Origin of the sequence: Paenibacillus gyeongsangnamensis (assembly GCF_027533625.1) — a bacterium.
GTDB classification, from domain to species: Bacteria; Bacillota; Bacilli; order Paenibacillales; family NBRC-103111; genus Paenibacillus_G; species Paenibacillus_G gyeongsangnamensis.
Map to the genome: position 1 here is coordinate 36,914 of NZ_JAQAGZ010000009.1, position 16,851 is coordinate 53,764.

22 protein-coding genes and 2 pseudogenes are annotated in these 16,851 nt (G+C 41.9%); all 24 read left to right on the forward strand.

Annotation, left to right across the window (positions count from 1 at the left end; all coding sequences use genetic code 11):
* Nucleotides 1-32: 32 nt before the first annotated feature.
* Nucleotides 33-632, forward strand: a complete 600-nt coding sequence (locus tag O9H85_RS14745; protein ID WP_269882196.1) for a helical membrane plugin domain-containing protein — start codon at nucleotides 33-35, stop codon at nucleotides 630-632.
* Nucleotides 633-661: 29 nt separating this feature from the next.
* Nucleotides 662-2,056 (forward strand): MBL fold metallo-hydrolase, encoded by a 1,395-nt coding sequence (locus tag O9H85_RS14750; protein WP_269882197.1) that lies wholly within the window; start codon nucleotides 662-664, stop codon nucleotides 2,054-2,056.
* A 620-nt stretch (nucleotides 2,057-2,676) separates the two neighbouring features.
* Nucleotides 2,677-3,456: a sulfite exporter TauE/SafE family protein gene (locus O9H85_RS14755; RefSeq protein ID WP_269882198.1), complete on the forward strand. Its 780-nt coding sequence runs from the start codon at nucleotides 2,677-2,679 to the stop codon at nucleotides 3,454-3,456.
* Nucleotides 3,457-4,124: 668 nt separating this feature from the next.
* The gene (locus tag O9H85_RS14760) at nucleotides 4,125-5,027 is read left to right on the forward strand and encodes a ubiquinol oxidase subunit II (protein ID WP_269882199.1); all 903 of its coding nucleotides are present in this window, start codon (nucleotides 4,125-4,127) and stop codon (nucleotides 5,025-5,027) included.
* Nucleotides 5,028-5,047: 20 nt separating this feature from the next.
* Entirely contained in the window at nucleotides 5,048-7,009 is a 1,962-nt protein-coding gene (gene qoxB / locus O9H85_RS14765; protein ID WP_269882200.1) for a cytochrome aa3 quinol oxidase subunit I, read from the forward strand.
* 2 nt (nucleotides 7,010-7,011) lie between these two features.
* Nucleotides 7,012-7,608, forward strand: coding sequence for a cytochrome o ubiquinol oxidase subunit III (cyoC, locus tag O9H85_RS14770; protein ID WP_269882418.1), 597 nt, complete (start codon nucleotides 7,012-7,014; stop codon nucleotides 7,606-7,608).
* Between the two features lie 3 nt (nucleotides 7,609-7,611).
* Nucleotides 7,612-7,914: a cytochrome o ubiquinol oxidase subunit IV gene (locus O9H85_RS14775; RefSeq protein ID WP_409348148.1), complete on the forward strand. Its 303-nt coding sequence runs from the start codon at nucleotides 7,612-7,614 to the stop codon at nucleotides 7,912-7,914.
* A gap of 31 nt (nucleotides 7,915-7,945) precedes the next feature.
* A complete protein-coding gene (locus O9H85_RS14780; protein ID WP_269882202.1) occupies nucleotides 7,946-8,872 on the forward strand; it encodes a heme o synthase in 927 nt (308 codons plus the stop codon).
* A 12-nt stretch (nucleotides 8,873-8,884) separates the two neighbouring features.
* Nucleotides 8,885-9,442, forward strand: a complete 558-nt coding sequence (locus O9H85_RS14785; RefSeq protein ID WP_269882203.1) for a COX15/CtaA family protein — start codon at nucleotides 8,885-8,887, stop codon at nucleotides 9,440-9,442.
* Between the two features lie 542 nt (nucleotides 9,443-9,984).
* Nucleotides 9,985-10,092, forward strand: coding sequence for a thioredoxin family protein (locus O9H85_RS14790; RefSeq protein WP_269882204.1), 108 nt, complete (start codon nucleotides 9,985-9,987; stop codon nucleotides 10,090-10,092).
* Nucleotides 10,093-10,278: 186 nt separating this feature from the next.
* Entirely contained in the window at nucleotides 10,279-11,013 is a 735-nt protein-coding gene (locus tag O9H85_RS14795) for an MBL fold metallo-hydrolase (RefSeq protein ID WP_269882205.1), read from the forward strand.
* Nucleotides 11,014-11,067: 54 nt separating this feature from the next.
* Nucleotides 11,068-12,297 (forward strand): MFS transporter, encoded by a 1,230-nt coding sequence (locus O9H85_RS14800; protein WP_269882206.1) that lies wholly within the window; start codon nucleotides 11,068-11,070, stop codon nucleotides 12,295-12,297.
* A 338-nt stretch (nucleotides 12,298-12,635) separates the two neighbouring features.
* Nucleotides 12,636-12,941 (forward strand): thioredoxin, encoded by a 306-nt coding sequence (gene trxA, locus O9H85_RS14805; protein WP_269882207.1) that lies wholly within the window; start codon nucleotides 12,636-12,638, stop codon nucleotides 12,939-12,941.
* 50 nt (nucleotides 12,942-12,991) lie between these two features.
* A pseudogene (locus O9H85_RS14810) lies at nucleotides 12,992-13,180 on the forward strand (sulfite exporter TauE/SafE family protein); the annotation flags it as partial.
* Between the two features lie 13 nt (nucleotides 13,181-13,193).
* The gene (locus O9H85_RS14815) at nucleotides 13,194-13,514 is read left to right on the forward strand and encodes a rhodanese-like domain-containing protein (protein WP_269882208.1); all 321 of its coding nucleotides are present in this window, start codon (nucleotides 13,194-13,196) and stop codon (nucleotides 13,512-13,514) included.
* Nucleotides 13,515-13,542: 28 nt separating this feature from the next.
* Nucleotides 13,543-13,728 (forward strand): hypothetical protein, encoded by a 186-nt coding sequence (locus tag O9H85_RS37750; RefSeq protein ID WP_409348143.1) that lies wholly within the window; start codon nucleotides 13,543-13,545, stop codon nucleotides 13,726-13,728.
* A 24-nt stretch (nucleotides 13,729-13,752) separates the two neighbouring features.
* Complete coding sequence (locus tag O9H85_RS14825; RefSeq protein ID WP_269882209.1) at nucleotides 13,753-14,151, forward strand: DsrE/DsrF/DrsH-like family protein; 399 nt, start codon at nucleotides 13,753-13,755, stop codon at nucleotides 14,149-14,151.
* Between the two features lie 21 nt (nucleotides 14,152-14,172).
* Nucleotides 14,173-14,412: a rhodanese-like domain-containing protein gene (locus tag O9H85_RS37755; RefSeq protein WP_409348144.1), complete on the forward strand. Its 240-nt coding sequence runs from the start codon at nucleotides 14,173-14,175 to the stop codon at nucleotides 14,410-14,412.
* Nucleotides 14,413-14,757: 345 nt separating this feature from the next.
* The gene (locus O9H85_RS14835; protein ID WP_269882210.1) at nucleotides 14,758-14,982 is read left to right on the forward strand and encodes a sulfurtransferase TusA family protein; all 225 of its coding nucleotides are present in this window, start codon (nucleotides 14,758-14,760) and stop codon (nucleotides 14,980-14,982) included.
* Nucleotides 14,983-15,059: 77 nt separating this feature from the next.
* A complete protein-coding gene (locus O9H85_RS14840) occupies nucleotides 15,060-15,404 on the forward strand; it encodes a DsrE/DsrF/DrsH-like family protein (protein WP_269882211.1) in 345 nt (114 codons plus the stop codon).
* A 12-nt stretch (nucleotides 15,405-15,416) separates the two neighbouring features.
* Nucleotides 15,417-15,800: a peroxiredoxin family protein gene (locus O9H85_RS14845; RefSeq protein WP_269882212.1), complete on the forward strand. Its 384-nt coding sequence runs from the start codon at nucleotides 15,417-15,419 to the stop codon at nucleotides 15,798-15,800.
* Nucleotides 15,801-15,882: 82 nt separating this feature from the next.
* A pseudogene (locus O9H85_RS14850) lies at nucleotides 15,883-15,984 on the forward strand (DsrE/DsrF/DrsH-like family protein); the annotation flags it as partial.
* 41 nt (nucleotides 15,985-16,025) lie between these two features.
* Entirely contained in the window at nucleotides 16,026-16,286 is a 261-nt protein-coding gene (locus tag O9H85_RS14855; RefSeq protein WP_269882213.1) for a metal-sensitive transcriptional regulator, read from the forward strand.
* Nucleotides 16,287-16,305: 19 nt separating this feature from the next.
* On the forward strand, nucleotides 16,306-16,692 hold the full coding sequence (locus tag O9H85_RS14860; protein ID WP_269882214.1) for a rhodanese-like domain-containing protein: 387 nt from the start codon (nucleotides 16,306-16,308) through the stop codon (nucleotides 16,690-16,692).
* The last annotated feature ends 159 nt before the right edge of the window (nucleotides 16,693-16,851 follow it).

A 16,851-nucleotide genomic window follows, 5' to 3' on the forward strand; every position in this document is an offset into this window, starting at 1 on the left:
CGGTTTTTAGCCTTTGGAAAGGAGGATATTTCATGTCGAGTGAACAAAGCGTGACGAAGCCAAATTTAGATCCGCTTGTAGTCATGTTGTCTAAACCGGAGATCCAGTCTAACATCGTGAATGCGCTGGAGAAATTACCGGATTTCCTGGAAAAGTATGACGCGTTGGACCGCATGTTGACGTTTGCCAATGAAGTGATCAAAGATAAGGCGTCAATGGATTACCTGCTTGGCAGCTTGAAAGGCGAGCTACCTCCTGTGCAACTAGGCAGGGAAACGCTCGAATCAGCTGTGTTGCTTCTCGACAAGCTGCCTAAAATCGCCAAGTACGTTCAGGCGATGGTACGAGTGTGTGATATGGCCGAAGCGATGGCCGCCGACAAGCAATCTGTCGAATATTTGGTCAATGGCGCAAAACAGATGGTGGAACCCTGGAACTTGAAAGTCCGTGAGGGTTTGTCAATCGTACAAGAAGCAAAAAAAAGGGCGTCGAACGATACGTCGTCAGTAACAGTGTTTTCGCTTTTAAAACTTTTGAAGGATCCTTCTGTGCAGAAAGGACTTCATCTGATAAAGGCCTTCTTGGCCATCCTTGAGGAGCGAGAAGCGCGGGATCGGGTATCTAAGGAATAACAACTCAATTATGATCGGAGTGGGAAAAGATGCTGTTGAAGTATTTTTACAATGAAAAGTTAGCGCACGCTTCATACCTGATTGGCTGTCAGGCTACAGGAGAGGCCATTGTCATTGACCCAGCACGTGATATTACACCCTATATTGAGTCAGCAAAAAAAGAGGGAGTCCGCATTGTTGCCGCTACTGAAACGCATATTCATGCTGATTTTGTCTCTGGAGCAAGAGAGTTGGCTGCTAACATTGGAGCAATATTGTATCTATCTGATGAGGGAGGAGAGGGGTGGAAATATGAGTTTGTTGATCAGTATCCCTCACGTAAATTAAAGGATGGCGATAAATTTAATATTGGTAATATCCGAATTGAAGTAATGCATACCCCTGGTCATACGCCTGAACACATCTCGTTTTTGGTGACTGACGGTGGGGCCAATGCAGCTGCACCAATGGGGATTTTTACGGGTGATTTTGTGTTTGTCGGTGACGTTGGACGCCCGGATTTGCTTGAGAAAGCGGCGGGTGAACAAGGTACGTCTGACGTTTTGGCAAGACAGATGTTTCAATCCCTACAAAAGTTCAAGAAGCTCCCTGACTTCATCCAAGTACTCCCGGCGCACGGTGCGGGCAGCGCGTGTGGCAAGGCGCTGGGTGCCGTACCATCGAGCACCGTTGGCTATGAAAAAATGGTAAATTGGGCGCTGCAATATGACAATGAAGATCATTTTGTTGAAGCGTTGCTGAAGGGACAACCGGAGGCACCTAAGTACTTTGCGATGATGAAAAAACTTAACAAGGTAGGCCCGGCTTTGTTGTCTGATGTTAACCAACCCGTTAACACTCCTATGGATGCACAGTTGGTGCTCGATTGGTCAAAACAGGGGATTGTGGTAGACACAAGACCGTCAAAACCTTTTTCAGAACGTCATATCGCCGGTACGCTGAACATTCCGTTCAATAAATCGTTCGTTAATTGGGCAGGTTGGTTGCTTGCATACGATGCACCAATCTATCTCTTGACGTCTAATAAACACGTCTCAGAGGTCACAATGGCGTTACAGTCAATTGGACTAGACAAGGTAGCCGCTACGATGGATCCAAATGTGGTCGATATACCCGGAGTGAATGTTCAGTCTTATGACAATGTCACCTGCGAAGTTGGCCGAGAAGCAATAGAACGCGGAGATGTGTACGTACTAGACGTCCGGAATGCGAATGAATGGGAAGAAGGACACATGCCCGAGGCCCAGCATATCATGCTTGGGCACTTGCCAGATCGTGTGAAAAATTTGCCAACAGACAAACCAATTCTGGTACATTGTAAGAGTGGCGGACGCTCCGCGATTGCTGCTAGCATACTCCAGGCGAACGGCAATCAAAAGGTAGTTAACTTACTTGGCGGCTATGACGAATGGATTAGAAAATAGGCGTCTGAAGATCAGCTATTAACACGATAACCTGAATGGTCGGCAGGTGAATGTGCACCTGTCGACCATGTTTAAAAGTAACAGTTCAATCTGGAGGATCTGCACACCGAACAAAAAACGCCGGATGATTTCACATCTAGCTCTTACTTTGATACATTGACCATGTTGAGTTGGGGATGCATCCCGTGAGCCTGTTCCTCAGGCCCACATCCATGGGAGTATCCTTTTCCTTTTCTTAATACGGTCATTATATTCAGCAACTCTTGGACAGGCAATCCCGTCAGCAATTGGGCATTATCTTTCAGCGGAAACACCAAGAGATGCTTCAAAGCAACCGGAAATTAATACGTTCACAACCATTGACTAGGAATGTAGATAAGAATTTCGGAACTGCGACATCATTTGGCATTAGAAGTATTCCCACATGGAATTGTGTATAAACGGGAAAAATGGTCCAATACAATCAGAGGTTTGCAACATAGTGCTGAATTGCTTCAATGCTGAAAAAGCAACTGAAATGATGGTATTTTTTAGAAAAATATATACCCAATGGGGTATTTAACATAAAGGCATTTGAGAAACATATACCACCTCAGAAATTATAGAAAGGCAGGAGCGAAATGGATTTGGCGTGGATATTGACCATTTTCGTGATCGGCTTCCTAGGCTCATTTATTTCGGGGATGGTGGGAATCGGCGGATCGATCATTAACTATCCGATGCTGCTGTTTATTCCCCCGCTTCTCGGTTTCTCGGCATTTTCTGCACAGGAAGTGTCAGCGATAAGTGCGGTTCAGGTGTTCTTCGCGAGCATGATGGGCATGCTTGTCTTCCGCAAGGGCGGACTGCTGCACAAACAGCTCGTACTCTATATGGGCATCTCCATCATCATCGGGAGTTTCCTGGGCAGTTTCATATCGAACTCCCTTCCAAGTGCGGCGATCAATCTGGTCTATGCAGTACTCGCGCTCATTGCCGCCGTAATGATGTTTTTGCCCAAGAAGGGCCTTGAGGGGCAGGATGCCAGTAAGGTTACCTTCAACAAACCGTTGGCGGTTGTTCTTGCGCTGATCATCGGTACGGTGTCGGGGATTGTAGGCGCAGCGGGTGCTTTCATCACTGTGCCGGTCATGCTTGTTGTGCTTAAGATTCCGACAAGAATAGCGATTGCCTCGTCCTTAGCCATAACATTCATATCCTCGATAGGTTCGACGGCAGGAAAGCTGATGGGCGGACATATGATTCTTATTCCTTCCGTTACCTTAGTTGTAGCGAGCTTGATCGCCTCGCCTATGGGGGCAAAGTTAAGCAAAAAAATGAACACTAAAATCCTTCAATGGATTTTGGCTGTACTGATCACCGTAACAGTAATTAAAATCTGGATGTCCATTTTATTCTAAGAGAGGAATGCAGAGTGACAAATCAGGTTCAATTGAAAGGTACGACTGAAGACGAGCAGGTCTGCTCGTGCTGCTCTGGCGGGATGTCCAAATGGTCCGGAGATCTTTCGGTAGGTTTGACGCTTACGGATTTGGCGTGTATTCTATCGGTCTCAAGGACTGCTTTGTATATTTTACACCCTCTATGGTTCAATAACAGGACGTCCCTGTATAGATTCTGACGCTTTACTAGGAGTGTACTTCAAGTTTCTACCACACAGACCACTCACAGCGCTCTCACGGCAACAAGATCGTGACTTCTTGGTCATTGGAGCATCGCCAACAGTCATCGTACCAGTGTGATTCACAGTTCTCGTTCTCACTTTAGGTATTTTTCGTGCCCCAAACGATGAAACAGAAAAAGGAGGCTGCCCCCTTAGCGAGTTTCACTGCTTTTAGGACAGCCCTGGTTAAATTTTTATATAAGAAATTTATGGGTAAATCGTGAGTAAATTTTGAACAGACAGCTCGAAATAAATCGACAAATCTATGAACTTCGATGATTATTCAGCCAACACCTGATAACATATACATATAGGGGTATGGGTTATATGGAGGTGGTTGGTAAAAATCTGAATTTGATATTTTTCAGAATGAAGCTGTAATGCTACAAACAGGAGATGAAAGACATGGAGAGAAAGCATCTTAAACTATTAGGAATATTTTTCCTAATTGGAATAATTGCGTTACTTAGTACTGGTTGCAGCAATAAATTTATTGTACTTGACCCTAAAGGTCCAGTTGGACAAACAGAATATCATTTAATTGTTCTTTCAACCATTTTAGTGGCGATTGTTATTATTCCGGTTCTAGCGATACTTTTCTATATTGTATATCGCTTTCGGGATAAACCTGGTAATAAAGCTCCATTTTCGCCAGAATGGGCAGATAGCAAGATTCTTGAAGTCATATGGTGGGGGATTCCAATTGTTATCATTGGTGTTCTTGGTTTCTATACCGCAAGAGATACCTTTGCTTTAACGAAGTCCCCTGTCAAAGATACAAAGCCAATTACAATTCAAGTTACATCGTTAGATTGGAAATGGCTTTTCCAATATCCTGATCAGAAAATTGCTACAGTCAATTATGTAGAAATACCAGCAGGTATACCGGTTCAATTTGTCCTAACAGCGGATGCACCAATGAATTCATTCTGGATTCCTCAATTAGGCGGTCAAGAATACACTATGCCTGGGATGGCAATGCGTCTTTGGTTGCAGGCAGATCAACCAGGTGAGTATTATGGCACAGGCGCTAACTTTACCGGAAAAGGATTTGCACATATGCAATTCCAAATGGTTGCAAAACAACAGTCTGAATTTGAAAGTTGGGTCAAGCAAGTAAAAAACACAGCATCACCATTAACGAAGGATGGATATGAAGAATTGGCGAAACCGGGTCTTGCTGATAAAACATCTTATTCCTCATATCCTGACGGTCTTTTTGAAGAAACAGTAAATAAAAACGGTGGACAGTATATGCAGCATAGTGGCAAAGATCATGATATGCAAACGATGAAAATGGAACCGTAAAGTTTAGGAGGGATGAAAAGATGCTGGAACATATAAAGACATTTGCATCTCATTTTTTTGTAACAGGTGATCCGCTAATTTACGGAGCAGATGTTTCGATTGTATTAACAAGTTTAGCAATCGTTTTTGTCCTCACTTATTTTAAAAAGTGGGGATGGATCTGGAAAGAATGGATAACGACTGTCGATCATAAAAAGATCGGTATCATGTATATGATTTCAACCTTACTGATGTTATTTCGCGGTGGAGTAGATGCGCTTTTAATGCGATTGCAGCTTGCTCTGCCAAATGTTCATTTCCTGCAGTCAGAACACTATAATGAAATTTTCACCACCCATGGAACAATCATGATCATATTTATGGCAATGCCATTTATATTTGCGATGATGAACATCGTCGTTCCACTTCAGATCGGTGCAAGAGACGTTGCTTATCCTTTTCTTAATGCGGTAAGCTTTTGGATGTTTTTCTTAGGAGCAATGCTGTTCAATCTATCCTTTGTTATTGGAGGATCTCCTGATGCAGGATGGGTAAGTTATCCACCCTTATCCGAACTACCTTTTAGCCAAGGACCAGGTGAGAATTTTTATATTTGGGGAATCCAAATTTCCGGAATCGGCAGCTTGGCAACAGGTATTAACTTCTTGGTTACCATATTAAAAATGCGTACTAAGAGTATGAAACTCATGGAAATGCCGTTATTTACGTGGTCAATACTGGCAACTAACATTCTTATTATTTTTTCGTTTCCTGTACTAACAGTTGCACTTGCACTTTTGTTTTTAGATCGTTTTGCCGGTATGCATTTCTTTACGATGACACATGGCGGGAATCCTATGATGTTTGTCAATCTGTTTTGGATGTGGGGACATCCCGAGGTGTATATCGTAGTGCTTCCGGCTTTCGGTATTTTCTCCGAAATTGTAAGCACGTTCTCATCAAAAAAGATATTTGGTTATAAATCCATGGTCATTTCAATGATGCTTATTAGTGTACAGGCTTATTTCACTTGGGTACATCACTTCTTTACCATGGGCTCAGGTGCCGATGTCAATACGTTTTTTGCAATTTCTACAATGTTAATTGCGATTCCAACGGGGGTTAAAGTTTTTAATTGGTTATTTACCATGTACAGAGGTCGTATTCGATTAACTCAACCGATGCTATGGACAATCGCTTTTATTCCAACTTTTGCAATTGGTGGCGCAACTGGTGTTATGTTGGCGGTTGCCCCGGCTGATTATCAGTATCACAATAGTTATTTCTTGATTGCCCATTTCCACCAAGTATTGATCGGTGGTGTGGTATTTGGAATGCTAGCCGGAATGTATTATTGGTTCCCTAAAATGTTTGGTTTTAAGTTGGATGAACGATTGGGTAAATGGGCGTTCTGGTTATGGAATATTGGGTTCTATGTATGTTTCATGCCGCAATATGCATTAGGTTTTATGGGGATGACTCGTCGAGTGTATACCTATGGTTGGGACATGGGATGGGCGCCGTTAAACTTTATTTCCACCGTTGGTGCCTTCTTAATGGGAATCGGCTTCATCTTTCAAGTATGGCAAATTGCTTATAGCATTAAACACGGTGAACGTGATCTGACGGGTGACCCATGGAATGGGCGTACCTTGGAATGGTCCATACCATCGCCGGCACCTCTTTATAACTTTGCTATTCTCCCCGAAGTAAAGGGACAAGATGCATGGTTGTTGATCAAACAAGAACAGAAAAAAGACAGACTCATGAAAAAAAATTATGAGCCCATTCACATGCCAAAAAACTCGGGAATTCCATTCATTATGGCAGTATTTTTCTTCATTGCAGGTTTTGGTTTTACCTTTGAATGGATTTGGATGGCTGTTATCGGTTTGATAGGAGTAGGTATTTCTTTGTTAGCTCGTTCTTTCCAATATGACACGGATTATTATATTCCGGTAGATGAGATTGAGCGTACAGAGAAATCATTGAGGAGGGCGTAATGATGGAACATGCTGTTTTGGAACATGATGCACATCATGAGGATCAAAATGCTTTAAAAATCCTTGGTTTTTGGATTTTTCTTGTAACGGATTGTCTCTTATTCGGCACGTTATTCGCTACGTACGTTGTTTTGCGCACGCATACGGACGGAGGACCAATTGGAAAGGAATTATTCGAGATCCCTGGCTTCATAACAGAAACATTTATTCTTTTAACAAGCAGCTTTACAAGTGGATTAGCCACAATCGCTCTAAAAAAAGGAAAGATCAAAAATTTGATCAATTGGTTGGTTGTAACAGTGTTATTGGGCTTAGCGTTTGTAGGATTGGAAGTAAATGAGTTTACCAAAATGGCAATGGAAGGCGCAACGGCTTCAAGAAGTGCTTTTCTTTCTTCCTTTTTCACCTTAGTTGGCACGCACGGGTTACACGTTTCGATCGGATTAATTTGGATGATTGCCATTATGATTCAAATAAGACGATACGGAATCACTGATGTCACAAGCCGAAAAGTATTCATCATCAGTCTTTATTGGCATTTCCTTGATGCCGTTTGGATTTTCCTCTTTACTGTTGTTTATTTAATGGGGGTGATATAAGTGGTGCATCAAGAGAAACATGATTCCACAAGATCGTATATTTTTGGTTTTATTTTATCCATCGTACTAACAATTATTCCATTGGTGCTTGGATTGAACCATATACTAAGCACGGTTCCACTTATCATTGCCATTTTAACCATGGCGATCTTACAATTTTTAGTCCAACTATTTTTCTTTATGCACATCAGGGAAAGTGAAAGGCCGGGCTATAATATCATGGCATTGGTCCTTGGCGTAATTTTTGTAATAACTATAGTAGCTAGCTCTGTTTGGATTATGTCATTTAATTCGCAAGTACAATAAAAACTTAATTTTAGAAAGGAGCAGCGAGAACATGGCTATTTCACAGCAACAAATTGTCCATTCGTCAGATAAAAAAGCTTTACTATCGGGCTCGGTGCTTCAAACAATACAAGCATTTGTTGCCTTAACAAAGCCGAAGATTCTTGTGATGTTAGTGTTTACTTCTCTCTGTGCAGCTATTGTTGCACAGAGAGGTTTCCCTGATCTTAAGGTAACTTTCTTCATGCTAATTGGCTTAGCGCTCTCTTCTGGAGGATCAGCAGCGATTAACATGTGGTACGACAGAGATATTGATTCGCTAATGACACGAACGTATAAAAGACCTATTCCAACTGGTATAGTTCAACCGAAAGCAGCATTATGGTTCGGTATAATATTGGGAGTGCTTTCTGGCTTAGTGCTGATTTTATATGTAAATCCGTTAACAGCATTGTTGTCTTCTCTCGGGTTTATTTATTATGCTGTCATTTATACCATGTGGCTCAAAAGAAGAACGCCTCAGAACATTGTAATCGGTGGAGGAGCTGGCGCAATGCCGGTTTTAATTGGTTGGGCTTCCGTAACAGGATCGCTAAGTATTACGCCAATCATTATGTTTTTAATTATCTTCTTTTGGACACCTCCTCATTTCTGGTCCCTAGCTGTATATAAAAATGAGGACTATACCAAAGCGGGTATTCCTATGATGCCGGTCGTACGAGGTGCGCGCTATACCAAGATTCAAAGCGTCTTATATTCAGTGATATTACTCACTACATCCATCTTGCTTTATTTTACTAAATATGTGGGGATCTCCTATTTAATCGCTGCAGTAATTTTAGGCACCATATTTTTAATCCATAATATATTTGTCCTGTGGGAAACTGATACCGATTTCGTTTGGGCGAAACGTACATTCTTTTTTTCGCTTCTATACTTGCCGGTATTATTTATATTCATGGTGATGGATGTGTTTTAATGAGGTTCAACAATGGGATGCGGAAAAAGTTTTCCATTTTGTAATGGTTCTATCATGCCTTGGACAGGGGACATTCACGCTTGGATTGAGTTTGGACACCGACTGTTAGTATTTTCCGTATCGGTATTATTAACAAGCTTATCAGTCACCGCTTGGAGAAAATATAAGTCAAACAGAAAAGTACAATTAACAATCATCTCGGCCATATTGGGGATAATTCTAGAATCTACATTAGGTACACTTAGTGTATTTTTTGTTAGTCCACCGGCGATTATGGCCATGCACATGGGAATAGCTCTGATTTCATTTGGCGCACTTGTGGTATTGACAATGACGATTTACCAAATCGATTATTTTGATAAACTTTCCAAGTATCCAGGTAGTAAAAAGATATCACGTTTGATATGGATTACATTAATGTACCTGTATCTGGCAATATACTTCGGAGCTTATGTTACAAGCTCTGGAGCTGGGGCTTATTTCAATGGATTTATGTATCCGAATTACACTCGAAAACATTTTTTATTGACGTTACTCACAGAGGTATTGCTTTTGGATTACTTGTTCTGATTTTCATGCTTACTCTATTTACTTTTAAAATTAGACATCAATGACGTGATCTGTTTATTGGAAGTATCGCGGCTCTTACGTTAGTATGCATGCAAGGTTTTAGTGGAGCTCTTTTAATATATACCCAGTTAAATTTACTAGCGGTTCTGTTTCATGTTTCTATTGCTTCGCTGCTTTTTGGTGTTATGTGTATGCTAGGAGTACAAAGTTTGAGCAACACAGCTAATTCAAGTATTCAGGAAAGAATAGATTCTACTTTAAGATTGAAAGCCGGCTAAAATACTCGAAGATTATTTAATAAACTTGGTTTTCCAAAGATATCCCCTTGATTCAATTACCCCACGGGGTATATAATGGTGACATCAATAATAGATACCCCATGGGGTATAAGGGGGGGGTCGTCAATACGTTTTACTTTTTCTTGTAGTGCTTATTTTGTTTCAACTTAATCGGCCTGTTTGAGGTTTGAAGTGTATAAATGCTGAAAGCTTTTATTATCGAATAAAAGGCAATCCTACTCATTTCTGTAAAAAAACGGAATTATGAGTATTCCCACACTTAAGTTATTTAAAAATGGAAAAGTTGTGCAAACAATTATAGGTCTGCAATCTAAATCGCAATTGGTCAACATGATCAAAAATCATCTTTAATTATTGTAAATTTTTTTACTCAAAAATATACCATATAGGGTATATGTATCCCGGTTATTGAGCGCACTACTTACGATTTCATTAGGAAGGCAGGGAGCCCTATGGAATTGACGTGAGGTTTAAGGCTTTCCTGCTAAAACAATCGCAAAGTTCAGTACATTGAGAAAATAAAGGAGTGATTCGGCTATGCTGTTCCGCCAATATCTTCATACCAACCCGATTGCCGCCTCTTATTTGTTCGGATGCGGCAGTCAAGCGCAGGGCGTCGTTGTCGATCCGCTGGAGGAAGAGGTTGACTTTTATATCGAGGAAGCAAAGAAGCTGGGCATGAATATCGTCTACGTGATCGATACTCATCTGCATGCGGATCATGTTTCAGGAGGCCGAAAATTGGCGGATAAAACCGGCGCCGAGTATCTTCTTCATCGTTCGGCGGATGCCGCTTTTCCCTTCACGCCGGTAGAGGATGGAGAAGAGCGGATGGCCGGAAATACCAAGCTTACCTTCTTGCATACGCCGGGCCACACGCCCGAGCACATCTCGATTGTGGTAACGGACCGAACCCGGGGAGACGAACCGTGGTTTGTCTTGACCGGTCATACGTTAATGGTCGGCGATGTCGGCCGAACGGAGCTGGCGTCCAATCTGGAAGAAGGGGCGACTCAGCTATACCGCAGCCTGTTTGAGAAGCTGTGGAAATTGGACGACCACTTGGAAGTATATCCGGGTGCGTTCTCGGGCTCCGTTTGCGGGCGGGCGTTAAGCGGCAAACCCATGTCGACCATCGGCTTCGAGAAGCGGTTTAATAAAGCATTGCAAATGAAAGCGCAGGATGAATTCGTTGCCTTTATGACGGAAAACGTACCGCCTCAACCTGAAAACTTCAAGAGCATACGGCTAAGGAATCAAGGAAAAGAATAATCGGGATAAAGGAACCCAGGCGGGTTCCTTTCTTCGATCAGGAGGTGAGATCAGATGAATGCGCAAGCGTCCATCGGATTGAGAGAAAATGGTTTCCTGTTTGTCTTGCTCGTGCTCATTAACTTCTTTGTGGGGTCGATGGTCGGACTGGAAAGAACCGTTCTTCCACTGCTCGGTGAGAAAGAATTCGGACTCGCATCTGCCAGCGCCGCTCTTTCCTTCATCGTCAGCTTCGGCTTTTCCAAAGCGCTTATGAACTTCTTCGCCGGCGGAATTGCCGACCGGATCGGACGAAAGAAAGTGCTTCTGATTGGTTGGGGGATCGGTCTCTTTGTACCGCTGCTTGTGATGTTCGCCCAGTCCTGGACGGTCATTCTTTTCGCAAATATTTTATTGGGAATGAACCAAGGATTGGCCTGGTCGATGACGGTCAATATGAAGGTCGATCTCGTGAAAGGAAATCAACGCGGTTTGGCTATCGGCTTCAATGAGTTTGCCGGTTACACGGGAGTCGCATCGGCCGCGGCGGCATCCGGTTACCTGGCCTCGGCTTATTCGCTCAGACCCGAGCCTTTCTATCTGGGGATAGGGGCTGTGGTGATCGGCTTCATTCTGTCGCTGTTTACCAAAAATACAAGCGTACATCTGAAGACCCAAGCCTTCATGCAAGCGAAGACCGCAATTGATGAAAGCATGTCCGCCGCAGAGGTCTTTAAGAAAACCACATGGCGGGACAAGACCCTGTCCAGCATCAGTTTTGCCGGACTGTCCACGAATTTGAAGGATGGAATGGCCTGGGGATTATTTCCTTTATTTTTCGCGACGGCCGATCTTTCTGTTCGCCAAATCGGCGTTATTGTGGCATTATATCCGGCAGCGTGGGGGTTCTTCCAGCTGTTTACCGGACTGCTAAGCGATCGGATCGGACGGAAATGGCTCATTGCCATAGGAATGTGGACCCAGGCGGCGGCCATCTGGTGGATCTTGCTTTCCCATAGTTATAGCTTATGGATTGGGGGGGCAGTACTGTTAGGGCTGGGGACTGCTCTGGTTTATCCGACCTTGCAGGCGAGCATCAGCGACGTAGCACATCCGGATTGGCGCGCTTCCTCAATGGGGGTGTACCGGCTCTGGCGGGACAGCGGATATGCATTCGGCGCGCTGCTTGCAGGGATATTGGCCGATATGCTCAATGTTTTGTGGGCAATCGGATTAGTGGCTCTGTTACCTTTAGCTGCGGGACTTACGATTGCTTTCCGCATGAAAGAAACGTTAAGAAAATAGAAAATGGTTCGAAGGATTACTGTAAAAATTGTAGAAAAAGGGGAGGTATTGCGAGAGGCTTCGATCTTGACCTGGAGCACGCCATATCCGATATCCATCGGGATGATCGGGTATGCGTCGCTTTGCCGGCAGGCATCCGGCGCGCGGCGATTACTCGATGGAGCTGGCCAGCGGCATTGCAAAGTGTTCTGGGTGGGGGCGTGTTTGTTTCTTATCGTTAAGGGTGGTATCGTTAAGGGGGTTGACGACAAATCAAAAATTTATTATATTATTTGTATACCCCATACGGTATGGGTATCATACAACAAAAGGAGGATAAAAAATGTCTCTAATTTCATGTGACAGATCAAACATTTGATCAAGAAGTGTTACATTCAAATAAGCCTGTACTTGTTGATTTTTTTGCCGATTGGTGTGGACCTTGTAAAATGATTGCTCCAGTATTAACTGAAGTTGATAAGGAGCTTGGAAATGATGTAATCATTTCAAAGGTCAATGTAGATCATAACCCAATGGTTTCTGTAAAAAACGGTATTATGAGTATTCCCACGCTTAAGTTATTTAAAAATGGAAAAGTTGTGCAAACAATTGTAGGTCTGCAATCTAAATCGCAGTTGGTCAACATGATCATAAATCATCTTTAAGAATTGGTTAAATTTTTTTACTCAAAAATATACCCTATAGAGTATATGTGACAACAGGTAAATTAATGGGCGGACATATGCTTTTGATTCCATCCATTGTATTAGTAGTTGCTAGCACGATTGCTTCACCAATTGGAGCGATAATCAGTAAAAAAATCAATACCAAAATTCTTCAATGGATTTTGGCAGCATTGATTACAGCAACGGTTATTAAAATATGGATTTCAATTTTGTTTTAAGGAGGCACTCGGTATGAGTGTGAAAACTTACAAAGAACGACTGCCACATGAAGTTCTTGACCGAATCAAAAGGAAAGACAATGTTGTCATTCTCGATGTCCGTGAACCTGATGAATGGGAAGCGGGCCATATTCCTGGTGCAAAACATATTCCTCTAGGTCAAATTAACAGAGCATTGAACGAAATTGAGCCAAAGGAAGAAACAATTGTTGTCTGCCGCAGTGGTGGTCGAAGCGGCAGAGCATGTGAATATCTGTCCTCTCTTGGTTATAACGTCGTAAATATGCCTGGCGGTATGACGGAATGGTCAGGGGATATCGAATACGGTAAATAATCATTTTAATAACTGGAAGTAATTCATCATGGCAACTTTACAAGTCGATCGCATCTTGGAATGTGAAGGACTTGCTTGTCCGCTACCGGTGGTTCGTACCAAAAAGACCCGCAGCGATATGGCTTGTCAAATTCTATCGGAAAAAGGTTTTAAAAGTGTGAAAAACGTAGTTCCTGGTATGTCTGAATGGAAACATGATGTAGAACAAGACTAAACATAAGAAGGAGACGATTTTATCATGGCAAACAAAAAAGTAGCTCTTATTGCATCAAACGGAGGTCTGGAGACTGCATACAAAGTACTGAACATTGCTACAGCGGCGGCAGCACTTGATGCAGAAGTAGCCATTTTCTTCACCTTTGAAGGATTATCCATTATCCATAAAGATTCAGAGCAAATGCTGCAGCTTAAGCCAGGAAATGAAGGGCTGGCAGAAGGCTTTAAAAAAGCCAACGTTCCATCTGTAAAAGATCTTATTGAGATCGCAAAAGAATCGGGCGTACGTCTCATTGGCTGTCAAATGACGATCGATGTCATAGGACTGGATAAGGAGCATTTCATCGATGGAATTGAGCTTGGAGGCGCCGCGACATTCCTGGACTTTGCTTTCGATGCACAGGTAAGCTTGAATTTCTAAAGATAGAACAGGGGGGAAAGCATGTCTAATGTTCCATTGATTACTGCTGAACAATTGCATGAAAAAATGAATTCAGGCAAAGAAGTGTTTATTCTGGATGTACGTAATACGGAAGATTTCAATAATTGGAAGATTGAGGGAAAAAAGGTCAAATCCATGAATATTCCTAACTTCAACTTTTTGGAGGAGGATGAAAATAACTTTAAGGATTTGCCCAAAGATAAGGATATTATTGTCGTATGTGCAAAAGGCGTCAGGTGAAGTGAAGGGAACAGATCTGAAATTCGAACCACTTGAACAACATAAATCGATCCGTTTTGGCAAAGTTGAAGTTGAGGTGCTCGCCATTCCGATACCGGGGCACACACCGGGCTCTACCTCTTTCCTGCTTTATACCATCTTTAATAAAGTCTTTCGGATGATGTTTTGCATTCACTGAACAAGTTGCCGGAGCTGTATCCACGGAGAAGCCGCCGAACTTCAAAGAGATTGTGGCCATAAATCGCGGCGAATTACATGTAGACCCGGAACGAGCTATTGAATTAGAAATCGGTCCGAAGCGTTGCGCAGTTCATCATCAATAAATTTAAAAGGAGAGAAAATAAAATGGCAAACTTGATAGTAGATGCAAAAGGACTTTCTTGTCCAATGCCAATTGTGAAAGCGAAAAAAGCAATTGATTCGTTGCAGTCCGGAGAAATTATGGAACTACAAACAACGGATAAAGGCTCGATGAAGGACTTTCAGGCTTGGGTAAATCAAACCAATCACGAGCTGATTGATTCCAAAGAAGACAATGGGGTATTCACCTTTGTAGTTAAAAAAGGATAATAAAATTTTAAAAAGCTACCACTTCAACACTCGGTGGTAGCTTTTTTAAAAAATTCAACTGAATGGGGGGACCAGTCTTGAAACGAAAACGAACCATTTACTTTGTTACTTTAAGTTCTAATGCTTCGATTGTCTTAAGAGAAGCTATTAATCAATCACAACACAACGAAGTATTTATTTTTTTCGATTTAGACGGCTCCCGGGTGTTAGATAAACGTTATCTTAAAGAACTAAAGGAAACAAAAGCAACGGATTTTAATGTATTACTTCGCTTGGCAATAAGTAAGGGAATCAAATTTTATGGATGCCAAATGAATGTCATGTTTAAAAATGGAATGGATTGTATTGATGGCGTAGAACTTGCTGGAGTAGCTACATTCCTTGATTTGGCTTATGATGCAGACGCCATTTTGAGTTATTAAGGAGGAAACGAAATGGACACGAAAAAAGTAGTGGTTTTTGCAATGCATGACGAATTAGAATCCGCATACCCCCCTTTGAATATATCCATTGGCGCGGCGTCAACAGATGCTGATGTTATTTTAGCCTTCTCAAGAAATGGCATCAATATATTAGATAAAAATTATATTCCTACACCTTCTAAGGGAAAAGAATACCTTGCTAACGCTTTAGATGACTTTAAAGCAACTTCTATCAGCGATCTTTTATCCATTGCAGTCAATTTAAGAGTTCGATTTGTTGTTCCTGATATTGATGTTCCGGAGAGCAGAATTGTTTCAGAACTGCCATTTGAAAAAGTTCCATTAAAATGGCTTTTAAATGAGGCAGCTACGGCGGATCTGTTTGTTCACTTTTAGATTTCATTTACCAAAACTGCCAATGATCTATGATTGAAATGATACCCGCATGGGTATATAATCAATTCATCAAAAATACCATATGGGGTGCGTAGCAGCATACGACCATGATGTGACGATTTTCTTTACCTTTTGGGGATTAAACGCGCTGCGCAAAGAAGAACAGGTTCCGGTTAAAAAGGGAAATAATATACCTATACCGGTATTAAAATGGAGGTAGATAAAATGCAATACGATGATGATGTGAAAAGAAGATTGAAACGCGTGGAAGGCCAAATTCGCGGGGTTTTAAAGATGATGGAGGAAGAACAGCCTTGCAAAGATGTCGTAGCCCAATTATCTGCCGTTAGAAGTGCAGCGGATAGAGCGATTGCTTACATCGTTGCCATTAATCTCGAAAGATGTATTATTGAGGAAAGAGAAGCCGGCAGAGATATGAATAAAATCGTCAAGCAAGCGGTTGATTTGTTAGTTAAAAGCCATTAATAAGAAAAGAGGTTTAAATATGGATTATAAATTACTTTTTAATCTCGTGATCATTGCTTTTCTAAGCTGGTTTGTTTATTCACGATTCGCTGGAGTTAAAGGTCTTAAAAATCTGATGCCAGATCAATTTCATAATGAATTGAAGACAAACCAGAATAAAATCCTGATTGATGTGCGCGAACCGATTGAAGTAAAGCAAGGTTATATTGCCGGCGCTAAAAACATCCCTTTATCCCAAATAAAAAACCGATTGCACGAAATTCCAAAAGACAAAAGGGTATTTCTATATTGTCGAAGCGGCATGAGAAGCAAACAAGCTGCACGGATCCTCCAAAAGAATGGATTTCATGACCTTGCTCATCTCCAGGGTGGCGTTATGTCCTGGAAAGGGAAAATAGCAAAATAAAACCAAAAATCATTAGCCTAATTGAGCTAATGATTTTTTTACATAAATTACTTTTAGTTTACACATACTTATTTTGTTGGAACGTTATAATGCTCGATATATCCCTCTAATGCAGAAATAAATTCCTTTTCGTAATGTTCATTGGGGCACGATTTTACG